Origin of the sequence: Rhizobium mayense (assembly GCF_030272705.1) — a bacterium.
In the GTDB taxonomy this organism is placed as follows: Bacteria; Pseudomonadota; Alphaproteobacteria; order Rhizobiales; family Rhizobiaceae; genus Rhizobium; species Rhizobium mayense.
On the sequence record NZ_JARFYM010000013.1, the window covers coordinates 1 to 14834 of the forward strand.

16 protein-coding genes and 1 pseudogene are annotated in these 14834 nt (G+C 60.0%); 12 read left to right on the forward strand and 5 right to left on the reverse strand.

Annotated features, from left to right (window positions below):
* The 6 genes and pseudogenes from PY649_RS17095 to PY649_RS17120 all read left to right on the forward strand — a co-directional run.
* A pseudogene (locus PY649_RS17095) lies at positions 1-147 on the forward strand (hemin-degrading factor); the annotation flags it as partial.
* 10 nt (positions 148-157) lie between these two features.
* A complete protein-coding gene (locus tag PY649_RS17100; RefSeq protein ID WP_285869770.1) occupies positions 158-1090 on the forward strand; it encodes a heme/hemin ABC transporter substrate-binding protein in 933 nt (310 codons plus the stop codon).
* Positions 1091-1109: 19 nt separating this feature from the next.
* Positions 1110-2204, forward strand: coding sequence for a FecCD family ABC transporter permease (locus tag PY649_RS17105; protein ID WP_285869929.1), 1095 nt, complete (start codon positions 1110-1112; stop codon positions 2202-2204).
* 7 nt (positions 2205-2211) lie between these two features.
* A complete protein-coding gene (locus PY649_RS17110; protein WP_285869771.1) occupies positions 2212-3003 on the forward strand; it encodes a heme ABC transporter ATP-binding protein in 792 nt (263 codons plus the stop codon).
* Positions 3004-3179: 176 nt separating this feature from the next.
* Positions 3180-3530, forward strand: a complete 351-nt coding sequence (locus tag PY649_RS17115) for a glycine zipper domain-containing protein (RefSeq protein ID WP_285869772.1) — start codon at positions 3180-3182, stop codon at positions 3528-3530.
* Positions 3531-3539: 9 nt separating this feature from the next.
* Positions 3540-3944, forward strand: coding sequence for a hypothetical protein (locus tag PY649_RS17120; protein WP_285869773.1), 405 nt, complete (start codon positions 3540-3542; stop codon positions 3942-3944).
* 30 nt (positions 3945-3974) lie between these two features.
* Here PY649_RS17120 and PY649_RS17125 read toward each other — a convergent pair whose 3' ends face one another.
* Together PY649_RS17125 and PY649_RS17130 are read right to left on the reverse strand one after the other, a co-directional pair.
* On the reverse strand, positions 3975-4526 hold the full coding sequence (locus PY649_RS17125; RefSeq protein ID WP_285869774.1) for an RNA polymerase sigma factor: 552 nt from the start codon (positions 4524-4526) through the stop codon (positions 3975-3977).
* Between the two features lie 12 nt (positions 4527-4538).
* On the reverse strand, positions 4539-4745 hold the full coding sequence (locus tag PY649_RS17130) for a NepR family anti-sigma factor (RefSeq protein WP_120705101.1): 207 nt from the start codon (positions 4743-4745) through the stop codon (positions 4539-4541).
* Between the two features lie 264 nt (positions 4746-5009).
* Here PY649_RS17130 and PY649_RS17135 point away from each other — a divergent pair, with 264 nt between their 5' ends.
* The 4 genes from PY649_RS17135 to preA all read left to right on the forward strand — a co-directional run bounded on the left by PY649_RS17135 (position 5010) and on the right by preA (position 10184).
* The gene (locus PY649_RS17135) at positions 5010-5804 is read left to right on the forward strand and encodes a response regulator (RefSeq protein WP_285869775.1); all 795 of its coding nucleotides are present in this window, start codon (positions 5010-5012) and stop codon (positions 5802-5804) included.
* A 225-nt stretch (positions 5805-6029) separates the two neighbouring features.
* On the forward strand, positions 6030-6983 hold the full coding sequence (locus PY649_RS17140) for a sensor histidine kinase (protein ID WP_285869930.1): 954 nt from the start codon (positions 6030-6032) through the stop codon (positions 6981-6983).
* 512 nt (positions 6984-7495) lie between these two features.
* Positions 7496-8857 (forward strand): NAD(P)-dependent oxidoreductase, encoded by a 1362-nt coding sequence (locus tag PY649_RS17145; RefSeq protein ID WP_285869776.1) that lies wholly within the window; start codon positions 7496-7498, stop codon positions 8855-8857.
* Positions 8858-8870: 13 nt separating this feature from the next.
* Positions 8871-10184 carry an NAD-dependent dihydropyrimidine dehydrogenase subunit PreA gene (gene preA / locus PY649_RS17150; protein ID WP_285869777.1) on the forward strand — a complete coding sequence of 438 codons (1314 nt, stop codon included), beginning with the start codon at positions 8871-8873 and terminating at the stop codon, positions 10182-10184.
* A gap of 55 nt (positions 10185-10239) precedes the next feature.
* On the opposite strand, the gene PY649_RS17155 is transcribed toward preA, so the two are convergent.
* The 3 genes from PY649_RS17155 to PY649_RS17165 all read right to left on the reverse strand — a co-directional run bounded on the left by PY649_RS17155 (position 10240) and on the right by PY649_RS17165 (position 11760).
* A complete protein-coding gene (locus PY649_RS17155; protein ID WP_285869778.1) occupies positions 10240-10596 on the reverse strand; it encodes a helix-turn-helix domain-containing protein in 357 nt (118 codons plus the stop codon).
* A gap of 58 nt (positions 10597-10654) precedes the next feature.
* Positions 10655-11029: a hypothetical protein gene (locus tag PY649_RS17160; RefSeq protein ID WP_285869779.1), complete on the reverse strand. Its 375-nt coding sequence runs from the start codon at positions 11027-11029 to the stop codon at positions 10655-10657.
* Between the two features lie 86 nt (positions 11030-11115).
* Positions 11116-11760 (reverse strand): TetR family transcriptional regulator C-terminal domain-containing protein, encoded by a 645-nt coding sequence (locus PY649_RS17165; RefSeq protein WP_285869780.1) that lies wholly within the window; start codon positions 11758-11760, stop codon positions 11116-11118.
* Positions 11761-12061: 301 nt separating this feature from the next.
* Between PY649_RS17165 and PY649_RS17170 the strand changes: the two genes are divergently transcribed.
* Together PY649_RS17170 and hydA are read left to right on the forward strand one after the other, a co-directional pair.
* Positions 12062-13315, forward strand: a complete 1254-nt coding sequence (locus tag PY649_RS17170) for a Zn-dependent hydrolase (protein ID WP_285869781.1) — start codon at positions 12062-12064, stop codon at positions 13313-13315.
* 49 nt (positions 13316-13364) lie between these two features.
* Entirely contained in the window at positions 13365-14819 is a 1455-nt protein-coding gene (hydA, locus tag PY649_RS17175; RefSeq protein WP_285869783.1) for a dihydropyrimidinase, read from the forward strand.
* Positions 14820-14834: the final 15 nt, after the last annotated feature.

Here is a 14834-nt window from a genome sequence, read left to right on the forward strand (position 1 = left end):
CATGTGACCTCGCTCGAGGCCTACGATGCCAAAGGCGAGATGATCATCCAGTTCTTCGGCAAGCGGAAGGAAGGCTTCGACGAGCGCCGTAGCTGGCGCACCATTATCGAGAATCTGCCGAAGGCCGACGCCAGCGTCGCCGCGTAAGGATCGGGCCATGACGATGTTGAAAAACTTCAAGCGCATCAAGCCGTGGGAAATCGCGCTGACGGTGCTGGTGATGGCCTTGCCATTCATTCCCGCGAGCCCGATCAACGGCGGCTATAATTCCGTCAAGCACGCCCATGCCGCGGAAGCCCCGAAAATCGATACCTCGCGTCTCGTCTCGATCGGCGGCGACGTCACCGAGATCATCTATGCGCTGGGCGAGGAAAACCGGCTGATTGCCCGCGATTCCACCAGCATGTATCCGGAAACCGCTGCCAAGCTGCCCGATGTCGGCTATATGCGCGCACTTTCGCCGGAGGGCATCCTGGCCGTCAATCCGACCGCGATCATCGCAGTCGACGGCTCCGGCCCGCCGGAGGCTCTGGCAGTGCTGCGCAATGCCCGCGTGCCTTTCGAGGCCGTGCCGCAAAGCTATGATCGTGACGGCATCCTGAAGAAGATCGATGTCGTGGGCTCGCTGCTCGGCGTTCCGGACAAGGCGAAGGCGCTCGAAGATAAGGTCGCCGCCGATCTTGACGCTGCAATCGCAGACGCCGGGAAACGCCCGGAGGGCGAACGCAAACGTGTGCTGTTCGTCCTGAGCAACCAGAACGGCAAGATCCTCGCTTCCGGCAGTGACACCGCCGCCGACAGCATCATCAAGCTTGCCGGCGCCATCAATGCCGTCGACAGCTTCTCGGGCTACAAGCCGCTGAGCGATGAAGCGATCATCGAGGCCAAGCCCGACGCGATCCTGATCATGGACCGTGAGGGTCCATTGTCGATGACGAATGACGACCTCCTGAAGCAACCGGCCATTTCGCTGACACCCGCGGCCAGCCGCAAGGCGGTCATCCGCATGGACGGCCTGCATCTGCTCGGCTTTGGGCCGCGCACCGCCAGTGCCGTGCGCGAGCTCAACACGGCAATCTACGGGGGCTGAGGTGGCGCTTAACGAGGTCATGCCGGGGCTGAAGCGCATGTCGCACCACACGGATCGTCGCCATCGTGAGGGCGACCGCACCACGCTTGCGCTCTTCGTCCTGGCCGGCCTCGTGGTCGCAGCTCTCCTCGCTTTCGCATTTTCGATCACCACCGGCGCGTCGAATGCCTCGATCGTCGACGTCATCGGCAGCATGATTAGCGGCGGCGCGGACAACGCTCTGAGCAGCCGCGACCGCATCATCATCTTCGATATCCGCCTGCCGCGCGCCATCCTCGGCTTCCTGATCGGCGGCGGGCTTGCTGTCTCCGGCGCGGTCATGCAGGGCCTGTTCCGCAACCCGCTGGCCGATCCTGGCCTGATCGGCGTTTCGGCCGGCTCCAGTCTCGGCGCCGTGGCGATGATCGTCCTCAGCGGCGGTATCCTTACCCCTGTCGCCCATGTCTTCGGCATCTTCTCCTTGCCGATCGCCGCCTTCATCGGCGGCCTCGTCACGACCATACTCCTCTACAGAGTGGCGACACGACATGGGCAAACATCCATAGCGACCATGTTGCTCGCCGGTATCGCGCTCGGTTCCCTGGCACTGGCCGCAACCGGCGTGCTGATCTACATGGCCGATGACCGGCAACTGCGCGACCTCACCTTCTGGAGCATGGGCTCGCTCGCCGGGGCAACCTGGACCAAGATCGCCGCCGCCGGACCGATCATCGTCTTCTCCATGCTGCCGCTGCCCTTCATGGCGCGCGGCCTCAATGCGCTGACGCTCGGCGAAGCCGCTGCCTTCCACATGGGCATCACTGTGCAGCGATTGAAGAATGTCGCCATCGTCAGCGTTGCCGCCGCGATCGGCGCCTCCGTCGCGGTTAGCGGCGGCATCGGCTTCGTCGGCATCATTGTGCCGCATATCCTGCGCATGGCGATCGGTCCCGACCATCGCTTCCTGTTGCCCGCTTCAGCGCTGTTCGGCGGCACGTTGCTGATCATCGCCGACGCGGTGGCGCGCACCGTCGTCTCGCCGGCCGAACTGCCGATCGGCATCATCACCGCCGGTGTCGGCGGGCCGTTCTTCCTGTGGATGTTGCTTCGGCAGCGCTCGCACCTCAGCCTGTGAGTTATCGATGATTGACGTCTCGAACCTTTCCGTCCGGCTTGCGGGCAAGACAGTCGTGCACGATGTCTCCTTCACAGCCTCGGCCGGCGCGCTGACAGCGATTTGCGGACCGAACGGCTCGGGCAAGACGACGATCATGAAGGCCATTTCGGGGGAACTCGCCTATCGGGGCTCGGTGCTTCTCAACGCAACGGCAATCGGCAGCCTTCAAGCCTGGCAACTGGCCGAAATGCGCGGCGTGCTGCCGCAGGCGAGCGCCATCTCCTTTCCCTTCACCGTCCGCGAAATCGTCCGCATGGGGCTGACGACCGGGCGCAACCGTCATCCCGAACAGGCCGATCGCATCGCCGCGGAGGCGCTGTCGTCCGTCGATCTCGCTGGCTTCGAAGGTCGCTTCTATCAGGAGCTTTCCGGCGGCGAGCAACAACGCGTCCAACTGGCCCGGGTGCTATGCCAGATCCCCGAGCCCATCGTCGACGGCAAGCCTTGCTGGCTGCTTCTCGACGAGCCCGTCTCCAGCCTCGACATCAGCCATCAGCTCACCATCATGACGCTCGCCCGGCAATTCTGCCGGCGCGGCGGCGGCGTCATTGCCGTGATGCACGATCTCAATCTCACCGCTCTCTTCGCCGATCAGATGGTCTTGCTGAAGAACGGTCGGTTGCAGGCAGCCGGTCCTGTGGCCAACGTTTTGACCGATCGGCATCTGCAGAATGTCTTCGGCTGCGCGCTCAGGGTCAACCGCGTCCCGCTCGGTGGCGTCCCGTTCGTGCTCGCTCACAGTGCGTTGGCGGAGTGATTTCCCTTTCGGGGCACGGCCCGGAACTTTTCGTTACATCGCTGCGTTGATGACCAATGATGCAAATCAATGCTCTGCACGCTTAACAGCGCAATATGCTGGCAGCATTCGATTATCGCCGGCGCAAATTTTCAGGCGCCAGGACAAAGACGCCAACGACGTAAGGGAGCAAGACCATGGCACCATCCATCCTCCATTCGGCGCGAGCCAAGCGTAATGGCGGCAGCTTGCACGACATCGAAGCCAGCATCGAAGAGCAGATCGAACATCTGCGCAACGAAATTGCCGCTTTCGCCAAGGTTGTCGGTGAAAACAGCGCCAAGCAGAGCCAGACGATGCGCGCGCGCGCCGAGACTAGCTACGAGGATCTCACGGCTCGCGGCGAAGAACTGCTGCGTGAGCTGCAGCACGGCTATGTCAGGGGCACGCGGGAAATGCGCAGGACGGTGCGCCAGCATCCCATTGCCACCATCGGGGCTGCTGCAGCTTTCGGATTGGCAGTTGCCCTGCTTCTTTCGCGCCGTTGAGGAGCTTCAATGCTAGCTCCGTTCCTCGGCCTGCTTCTGTCAGGCACTTTGAATCGTACCGTTGCGCGCACCAAGCGCAACGGTATTTTTGTGGGCATCGCCGCGATCCTCATTTTGACAGCCTACGCCTTTGCGCTGGTAGCCGCCGCCATTTGGCTGGCAACCATCTACGGAGCAGCCGTTTCGGCGCTGTTGATTGCTGCCGGCGCCCTGCTGCTCGGCCTGATCGTTCTCGTCATCATGGCGATCATCAACAAGCAGGAGGAGCGCCGCCTCCATGAACGCCGGGTTGCCTTGGAATCCATGGCCGTCGCTGCGCTCGGCCTCGCAAAGTCTCAACCGTTGCTGACCGCTGCAATCGCCACTGCTCTGGTATTGGGCAATTTGCTGGGAACGAAGAAGCGGGATGATTGAGAGCGGCGGCCTGACCCGGATTGCATTTGTCTAGAAAGCAAACGCCTTGGACGTCAGCGGCGCGGAGGTGGCGTCGGGACCGAAGTCCGCTTCGCCGGAAATCTGAAGCAATTCCTGCAGACGCTGCCGGGCTCTGTTGACGCGGCTTTTGATGGTACCGACGGCGCAGCCGCAGATCTCTGCAGCCTCCTCATAGGAAAAACCGGAGGCGCCGACGAGGATGATGGCTTCGCGTTGATCGGCCGGTAACTGATCGAGCGCCTTGCGGAAATCCTGCAGGTCGAGCGCGCCATATTGCGAGGGATGCGTCGCCATCGATTCTGTAAACAGGCCGTCGCTGTCCTGCACCTCGCGGCCACTTTTGCGCATCTGGCTATAAAGTTCGTTGCGCAGGATGGTGAAGAGCCAGGCCTTCATATTCGTGCCCATCTCGAAATGATCCTGCTTAGCCCAAGCCTTCATGATCGTGTCCTGCACAAGATCATCGGCGCGGTCGTGGCGGCCGGTCAACGATATGGCGAAGGCACGCAGGCTCGGCAGAGCGGCCAGGAGTTCTCGCTTGAAGCTCGGTTGCGATTCCATGACGCTTCCTCCTTAATCGGAGAGTTTTGCGGAAGCTAACCGCTCAGCCTGATCCAGCTTCTCAAGCAGGTCAAGGAAACGATCGGGGATAGCTTCATCCTGCACCGCAGCGTAGAAGGACCGCAGCCGGTTACCGATCTGATTGTTGGGATCGAGGATATCGACCGCGCGCACGTCAGGCCGTTTGCGGTCCGCGTCCTCTTGATTTTGGGTAGTCATTTAGCTCGCTTCCGCATTTTCTCGCGTTCATGGATCGGAGTGCATCCTTGTACACTCTAGTCTGGGAGGCCGGTATGCCTCACGCCCATCCGCTTCGGCCCCGAATCGGAGCGGTTGAAACCTACTGTTCGTCGGCAGGGTAATGCCCCTATTTAAAAAAAGTTCCGGTACGCAGGAACTTTTTTACTGAGTTGGCGTTTGCATGTCATTGCAGTCTTGGAGGCTGTGTTTCAATTAGAAATTGGTAAAGGGCGGGAGCCATTGATGACACTTTCCACACGCATTGCGCCGCATCTTCCCTTTCTGCGCCGCTACTCCCGCGCCTTGACAGGGACACAGACATCGGGAGACGCCTATGTCGCAGCCGTTTTGGAAGCGATCATTGCCGATCTTTCCATCTTCCCGGACACCTCCAACGACCGCGTCGCCCTTTATAAACTCTTCACCAAGCTGTTCGGTTCCTCGGCAGTTCAGATTCCCGAGCCGACATCCCCCTATGCTTGGGAGCAGCGCGCCTCGGTGAATCTCGCCAAGGTTTCTCCGGTCGCCCGCCAGGCCTTCCTTCTTGCCTCGGTCGAAAATTTCCGCCTCGGCGAGATCGCCGATATTCTCGACGTCCCTGAAACCGAGGCCATGAACCTGCTCGACAAGGCGTCGCAGGAAATTTCGCGCCAGGTCGCGACCGATATCATGATCATCGAGGATGAACCGCTGATCGCGATGGACATCGAGCAGATGGTGGAAAGCCTCGGTCATCGGGTCACCGGCATCGCCCGCACCCATGCGGAGGCGGTTGCTCTTCACAATGCCACCAACCCCAGCATGGTGCTCGCCGACATCCAGCTCGCCGACGGCAGCTCCGGCATTGACGCGGTCAACGACATCCTCAAGTCATCCAGCATTCCGGTCATTTTCATCACCGCCTTCCCGGAGCGCTTGCTGACCGGCGAGCGGCCGGAGCCGACCTTCCTTGTGACCAAGCCATTCAATCCCGACATGGTGAAAGCCCTGATCAGCCAGGCCCTTTTCTTTAACGAAACCACAAAGGTGGCCGCCTGATACAATTTGACACCTTGTTGTGGAACAAAGATCGCGGCTGCACGTTGCGGCGGCTTAGGGACGCTTTACCGACTGTTATAGCGATTGACTGTATAAACCGGGCTGAGTTCTTCCGGTCGAGAATGCCCTGTCGGCGGGTTTCTCGAAATTCGAGTGAAAGGCGAGCCGGTGAATACGACTGAACCATTATCGGGTGCGCCTTTGAGTTTTGAAGGCAAGGCCGCTATGATGGAGCGCGCGCTTGGCAGCGCTGGTATTTCGATTCTCTTCCAGGACGCAAACCTTGCGATTCGCTACGCGGAAAACTTGCCCGACCACCTGAAACCGTCCCTGACCATCGGTGGCACGGATCTCCATCTCTTCGGCGAGAAAAACGGCGAACACCTGTTGCAGCTCAAACGCGGCGTGCTGGAAAGCGGCAAGCCCGCCACCGCGGAGGTAGAGCTGGTGACGGGCGATGGGTTGCGCATTTACGAGTTGAAGATCGAGCGTGTCGGCGGGCGTAAGACGCAGGGTCTGCTTTCCGTCATCTCCGAAATTACGGAGAGCCGGCATCGCGAAAAAGTATTGAAATCACTGCTGCGCGAGCTGTCGCACCGCTCCAAGAATCTATTGGCAATCATCCAGGGCATTGCCACGCAGACGGCGCGTCACACAGTGTCGCTCGATAACTTCCTGATCAAATTCCGCGGTCGCCTGCAGTCGCTGTCGAACTCCCAGGACTTGATCACCGATTCGAGCTGGCGCGGCGCCTATCTGTTCGAACTCGCTGAAAAGCAGTTCGCCCCCTATTGGCCCGATGCAGGGACGCCGATGCCGATCTACGGGATCAATGCGCATCTCACTCCGAATGCCGCCGTCCATCTCGGCCTCGCATTACACGAACTGATCGTCAATTCCGCCTCCCACGGGGCCATCTCCGCCGGTGCCACCAGTATCACGCTGAACTGCAAGGAGGCCGAACTCAACGGCAAGAAGGCGATCGAAGTGGCCTGGTCGGAACACTTCTACTTCCCTTCCGACCATGAATTCGAGGACAACAGCTTCAGCCGCACCGTGTTGGAGCGGGTCGTCCCCACCTCCATGAACGGGCGCGCCCAGTTCGCAATCGACGATGACAGCATCGGCTATCGCTTGACGATTCCCGAAACCGAATATGAGATTCTGAAGCGGCGCTGATACTCCCGAATGAAGACCGCAAACGAAAACAGCCAGTGCGAGGGCGGCGCACTGGCTGCTTTTCACTCATCGGGAGGGGACCGTGAGTAGATGCCCGGTGATGAGTTTTGGGGGCGTGCATCGGTTGATGCGATCATCACCAAGACACCTTCTTAACGACGGTGCTCGGCCTTGGTTCCCATCTTTCTAAAAAAAATTTCGATTTTTTCTCTATCGTCTATCGCACAAGTCAAAAAGGCCGCCGACGGCGATCGACCAGGCTTTTGATGAGCTATCCAAAACCCAGGAATTTCCCAGTTTATTTCCTAGAAGCTCATCGATCAATTTCAAAAAACATAACATAAAAACATATCGTTAGCGAGCGCCCCTCTTTCCCTCGTGACGTTATGCAATCGCAACAGCAGTCTCTGTTTCGGCAAAACTAAAAATCCAAAAATTTTACCGTTTGATAAATTTTTTATCCTGAGTTACCGTTCATTCCGCTAGCCGTTTACTATAATGAGGGAACTTCAATGGGACGACTGGAAACTGGAATTCATAAGGGCAGGCTGACGCCGGCCGAATATGACGCGAACTTTTCCGATCTGCATCCGCGCCTTAACGATCATGAGGCGCTGGTCGCTTCCGACCGCTGCTATTTCTGCTACGACGCGCCGTGCATGACGGCCTGTCCGACCTCAATCGACATCCCGATGTTCATCCGCCAGATCTCGACCGGCAATCCCATCGGCTCGGCCAAGACGATCTTCGACCAGAACATCCTCGGCGGCATGTGCGCCCGCGTCTGTCCCACCGAACAGCTCTGCGAGCAGGCCTGCGTCCGCAACACCGCCGAAGAGCGCCCCGTCGAAATCGGCCGCCTGCAGCGCTACGCGACCGACGCCGCAATGGACGCGAACAAGCAGTTCTATGCCCGCGCTGCCTCGACCGGCAAGAAGATCGCCGTCGTCGGCGCCGGCCCTGCCGGCCTCGCCTGCGCCCACCGTCTTGCGGTGAAAGGCCACGATGTCACCATCTTCGACGCCCGTGAAAAAGCCGGTGGCCTCAACGAATACGGTATCGCCACCTACAAGACGGTCGACGATTTCGCGCAGAAAGAGGTCGACTACGTGCTGTCGATCGGCGGCATCGACGTGAAGCATGGTCAGGCGCTCGGCCGCGATTTCAGCCTTGCCGATCTTTCGTCGCAGTATGATGCGGTCTTCCTCGGCCTCGGCCTCGCCGGCGTCAACGCGCTGCATATCGAAGGTGAGGATCTCGACGGTGTCGCTGATGCCGTTGCCTACATCGCCGATCTGCGCCAGGCGAAGGACAAGTCCGACATCGCTGTCGGTCGCCGCGTCGTTGTTCTCGGCGGCGGCATGACCGCAATCGACGCCGCCGTGCAGGCAAAGCTGCTCGGCGCCGAAGAAGTAACGATTTGCTATCGCCGCGGCAAGGAACATATGAACGCCTCGGACTACGAGCAGGATCTCGCGGCCTCCAAAGGCGTCATCATTCGCCACTGGCTGGCGCCTAAACGCATTCTCGACAAGAACGGCAAGGTTGCCGGCATCGAGGTGGAATATACCGAGTTGCGCGACGGCAAATTGACCGGCACCGGCGATACCGGCGTCATCGCCGCCGACCAGGTCTTCAAGGCGATCGGCCAGACGTTCGAAGCCTCCGGCCTCGGCGCATTGCGCATGGAATCCGGCCGCATCGCCATCGACGGCGATGGCCGGACCTCGCTCGGCGGCGTCTGGGCCGGTGGCGACTGCGTTCTCGGCGGCGACGACCTAACGGTCTCTGCCGTTGCACAGGGCCGTGACGCGGCCGAATCCATCAACCGCGCGCTCGGCTCCGCCGCGCAGCCGACTGTTGCCGTCGCTTGAAGGAGGAATTGATATGGCTGATCTCCGCAATAATTTCGTCGGCATCAAATCTCCGAACCCGTTCTGGCTCGCTTCGGCGCCGCCGACCGACAAGGCCTACAACGTCGAACGCGCCTTCAAGGCGGGCTGGGGCGGTGTCGTCTGGAAGACACTCGGCGAGGAAGGCCCGCCCGTCGTCAACGTCAATGGCCCGCGTTATGGCGCAATCTGGGGGGCTGACCGCCGTCTGCTCGGCCTCAACAATATCGAGCTGATCACCGATCGCGACCTCTTCACCAATCTGCGCGAAATGAAGCAGGTGAAGATGAACTGGCCGGATCGCGCCCTCATCGCTTCGATCATGGTTCCCTGCGTCGAAGACGCATGGAAGGCGATCCTGCCGCTGGTGGAGGAAACCAACGCTGACGGCATCGAGCTCAATTTCGGCTGTCCACACGGCATGTCCGAACGCGGCATGGGTTCCGCGGTCGGCCAGGTGCCGGAATATATCGAGATGGTGGTGCGCTGGTGCAAGCAATATACCCGCATGCCCGTCATCACCAAGCTGACGCCGAACATCACCGACATCCGCAAACCCGCTCGCGCCGCCAAGGCTGGCGGCACCGACGCCGTATCGCTGATCAACACCATCAACTCGATCGTCTCTGTCGATCTCGACAATTTCGCACCGAACCCGACGATCGGCGGCAAGGGCAGCCACGGCGGCTATTGCGGCCCGGCGGTCAAGCCGATCGCGCTCAACATGGTGGCCGAGATCGCGCGCGATCACGAAACCAACGGCCTGCCGATCTCCGGCATCGGCGGTATCACCACCTGGCGTGACGCGGCGGAATTCCTGGCCCTCGGCGCCGGCAACGTGCAGGTGTGCACCGCAGCAATGACCTACGGCTTCAAGATCGTTCAGGAGATGATATCAGGCCTCTCCGACTGGATGGACGAAAAGGGCCACCGCAATCTCGATGACATCATCGGACGTGCAGTGCCGAACGTTTCCGACTGGCAGTATCTCAACCTCAACTACATCGCCAAGGCAAAGATCGATCAGGACGCCTGCATCAAATGCGGTCGCTGCTACATCGCCTGTGAAGACACCTCGCACCAGGCGATCACCAACATGGTGGACGGCATCAGGCATTTCGAGGTGATCGATGAGGAATGCGTCGGCTGCAACCTCTGCGTCAGCGTCTGTCCGGTCGAAAACTGCATCACCATGGAAGCCTTGCCGGCAGGCGCCCTCGACAAGCGCACCGGCAAAACCGTCGACCCGAACTATGCCAACTGGACGACCCATCCAAACAATCCGATGGCCCGGCAGGCGGCGGAGTAAGAGCAGCACAGTATTGAACAACACCCTGCCCGGAGTGTTCCGGGCGGGCGCGTGGTCACCAAAACTTGAGAATATTATCTTCCTGGGCAACCTGTATTTCTTCCGGCATCCGTTCGATGGCGCGGAGATAGCTCTGTGCGGTCTTGTCGGGTGAGCGCTTGCCCTGCTCCCAGTTGCGAAGCGTTTCCAGGTCGATCCCGTAGCGAAGTGCAAATTGCTCCTGAGTAAGCTGCAGCTTCCGGCGAATTTCCCTGACATCGATCGGACGGAAGGCTACCGCGTTGACGACGAGGCCGGTATCCTCCAACTCGCGTGCAAGATCGGCATGGCTTTCGACATGTGGCACGAGAATAGTCACCTGCCCTTTCTCCATCGCCCGCTCGACCGCTTTCTTTGCCGCAAGCAAGGACATTCCGCCTTTCACCAATGCACGAACCGCGGATATGGACCGAAAGCCTTTCACTGGTGAGTCAAGGCGAAGGGATATTGCGGCGGGCGAACCGGACTGGCCGCGGTTTACGCCCTCGACCGGCCCCAGTCGTTCGAACCGCTCCTTCAACGACGAGTTCATGACAATCCATATCCTCCATGGCGATATCCGCCAAATTCCTGAGCCGATGCGCCCCAAGGTCGTTCATCGAAATATCCTCACCCTGGATATGGAATCCGCGAAGATAGAGGGCGTCGCCGACCATCTCGGGCTCCGCCATTACCGAAATCACGCCGTCCGGCGTATGAATCTCGACCGTATATACCGGCTGATATGTGGCTTCGTGCACGAAATAAAAGGCAATATCGTCTTTGGTCCACATCAATTTCATAGGCCATTGACCGACAAAAATCAAGATCTAAACTATTATTTGCACAACCATATAGAGCAGAACTTCCTGATACATTCCTAATTTCCAGGCCAAATGATCTGCGCGGCCGCCTACGACTGCCGAATGCCGAGCCCATCGACGAAAAGCTTTTCCAGATAGCGCGCCGCATCCTCGAAACGCCCCTCGCCTGAATGTTCCTGCCCGAGCACGGCGCGCACCTGTACGTCGAAGTCCGCATAATGCTGCGTCGTCGACCAAATGGAGAAGATCAGGTGATAGGGATCGCACTTGGCGATCTTGCCGGCCTTCGCCCAGGCGCGGATGACCTCGGCCTTTTCGTCGACAAGGCTCTTCAGCGGCCCTCGAAGCTCGTCCTCGACATGCGGCGCGCCCTGCAGCATCTCATTGGCGAACAGGCGGCTTTCCCGCGGGAAATCGCGGGCCATTTCGAGCTTGCGGCGGATGTAGGAGCGGATCTCGCTTTCGGGGTTGCCATTGGCGTCGAATGCACGCAGCGGCTCCAGCCAGGTAAACAGCACCCGGTCGATCAGCGCGCGGTGCATGGCCTCCTTCGTGCGGAAATAATAGAGCAGATTGGGTTTCGACATGCCGGCGACTTCCGCGATCTGGTCGATGGTCGAGCCGCGAAAGCCATGCACTGAAAATACGTCCAGCGCGGCTTCGAGTATCACTTCCTCTTTTTCTTCCTGAATGCGGGTGCGGCGTTGCGTCTTGGCGGCTCTGGGGATGGCCATATCTGCTTTGTTTCTCCTTGAAATCCAAGCTCTTCGGCCAAGCCCTCATTCATCCCGCCGACGCTTTAGATTTGAGCAATTGCCTATAATTTTGTCGGGAATTTTCGTGCTTTTCGTCTTGAGCGCCGCCACGGAAGTTGTAATGTTTACCAATCGGTCAAATTATCCGTCAGATGTCTTATAAAGGCAACCGGCGATTTCCCGGGGCGAGAAAAACAAACAAGCGCTCTGGGCAACGACCAACGGGAACAATTGGGCATGCGCCTTGCATGACCCGGGATAAACAGGTGAGGATTGCATCATGGTGGCAGCGCCAGGAGAAAACATGCGTATCAATGGCGATCGCCTTTGGGACGCACTGATGGACATGGCTAAGATCGGCCCCGGCATTGCCGGCGGCAACAATCGCCAGACGCTGACCGACGCCGACGCCGAAGGCCGCAGCCTTTTCAAGACGTGGTGCGAAAACGCCGGACTGAAAATCGGCGTCGACAAGATGGGCACGATGTTCGCCACCCGCGCCGGCGCCGATCCGAACGCGCTGCCGGTCTATGTCGGCTCGCATCTCGACACCCAACCGACGGGCGGCAAATATGATGGCGTGCTCGGCGTGCTTAGTGCGCTCGAAGTCGTGCGCACGATGAACGACCTCGGCATCAAGACCAAACATCCGATCGTGGTCACCAACTGGACCAATGAAGAGGGCGCGCGTTTCGCACCCGCCATGCTCGCCTCCGGCGTCTTCGCCGGCATGCATTCTCTGGACTATGCCTATGGCCGCAAGGACCCGGAGGGCAAGACCTTTGGCGAGGAGCTGAAGCGCATCGGCTGGCTCGGCGACGAAGAGGTAGGCGCGCGCAAGATGCACGCCTATTTCGAATATCACATCGAGCAGGGCCCGATCCTCGAAGCCGAGGACAAGACCATCGGCGTCGTCACGCACTGTCAGGGCCTGTGGTGGCTGGAATTCACGCTGACCGGCAAGGAAGCGCATACCGGCTCGACGCCGATGAACATGCGCGTCAATGCCGGGCTTGCCATGTCGCGGATCATCGAAATGGTGCAGGGCGTGGCTATGGAAAACCAGCCGGGCGCCGTCGGCGGCGTCGGCCAAGTCTTCTTCTCGCCGAATTCACGCAACGTGCTGCCCGGCAAGGTGGTCTTCACGGTCGACATCCGCACGCCCGACAAGGAAAAGCTCGATCGCATGCGCGCCAAGATCGAGGCGGAAGCGCCTGTCATCTGCGACGCCCTCGGCGTCGGCTGCTCCGTCGAGGCTATCGGTCATTTCGCGCCGGTGACCTTCGACCCGAAGCTTGTGACAGCCGTTCGCAACGCTGCCGAGAAGCTCGGCTACAGCCACATGAACATCATCTCCGGCGCCGGTCACGACGCCTGCTGGGCCGCCAAGGTGGCGCCGGCCACCATGGTCATGTGCCCCTGCGTCGGCGGCTTGTCGCACAACGAGGCGGAAGAAATTTCCAAGGAATGGGCGACCGCGGGCGCGGATGTCCTGTTCCATGCAGTCCTGGAGACTGCGGAGATCGTGGCGTGACACCCCTCTTCACGCGGCACCAGAAATTCACATATCGGGAGCAGACACCATGAGCACAGTCATCAAGGGTGGAACCATCGTCACGGCGGATCTGACCTATAAGGCCGATGTCAAGATCGACGGCGGCAAGGTTGTCGAGATCGGGCAGAACCTTTCCGGCAATGAAGTTCTCGACGCATCCGGCTGCTATGTCATGCCCGGCGGCATTGACCCGCATACGCATCTCGAAATGCCGTTCATGGGCACCTATTCCTCCGACGATTTCGAGAGTGGCACGCGGGCGGCTCTCGCGGGCGGCACGACGATGGTGGTGGATTTCGCTCTGCCTTCGCCCGGCCAATCGCTGCTCGAAGCGCTGACCATGTGGGACAACAAGTCGACGCGGGCAAACTGCGATTACTCCTTCCACATGGCGATTACCTGGTGGGGCGAGCAGGTCTTCAACGAGATGGAAGCCGTCGTCCGCGAGAAAGGTATCAACACCTTCAAGCATTTCATGGCCTATAAGGGCGCGCTGATGGTGGATGACGACGAGATGTTCTCGTCCTTCCAACGCTGTGCCGAGCTCGGTGCCCTCCCCCTCGTTCACGCCGAGAACGGCGACGTGGTGGCACAGATGCAAGCGAAACTGCTCGCGGAAGGCAATAATGGTCCGGAAGCGCACGCCTATTCCCGCCCGGCAGAGGTCGAAGGCGAAGCGACGAACCGCGCCATCATGATCGCCGACATGGCCGGCAGCCCGGTCTATATCGTGCACACCTCCTGCGAACAGGCGCATGAAGCCATTCGCCGGGCACGTCAGAAGGGCATGCGCGTCTATGGCGAGCCATTGATCCAGCACCTGACGCTCGATGAAAGCGAATATTCCAATCCCGATTGGGACCATGCCGCCCGCCGCGTCATGTCGCCGCCGTTCCGCAACAAGCAGCATCAGGACAGCCTGTGGGCCGGCCTTGCCTCCGGTTCGCTGCAGGTGGTCGCGACCGATCATTGCGCCTTCACGACCGAACAGAAGCGTTTCGGCCTCGGCGATTTCACCAAGATTCCCAACGGCACCGGCGGCCTCGAAGACCGCATGCCGATGCTCTGGACCCACGGTGTCAACACCGGTCGTCTGACGATGAACGAGTTCGTGGCGGTGACTTCGACCAATATCGCGAAGATCCTCAACGTCTATCCGAAGAAGGGCGCGATCCTCGTCGGCGCCGACGCCGATCTCGTCGTCTGGGATCCGAAGCGTTCGAAGACCATCGCCGCCAAGACGCAGCAGTCGTCGATCGACTACAATGTCTTCGAGGGCAAGGTGGTGACTGGTCTGCCGCGCTATACGCTGACCCGCGGCGTGGTTGCCATCGAAGAAAGCACGGTCAAGACGCAGCAAGGCCATGGCGAATTCGTCAAGCGTGAGCCGTTCACCGCCGTCAACCGCGCGCTCTCGACCTGGAAAGATGTCACCGCGCCGCGCAAGGTTCAGCGCAGCGGTATCCCGGCGAGCGGGGTGTAACGCTTGGCAACGGCA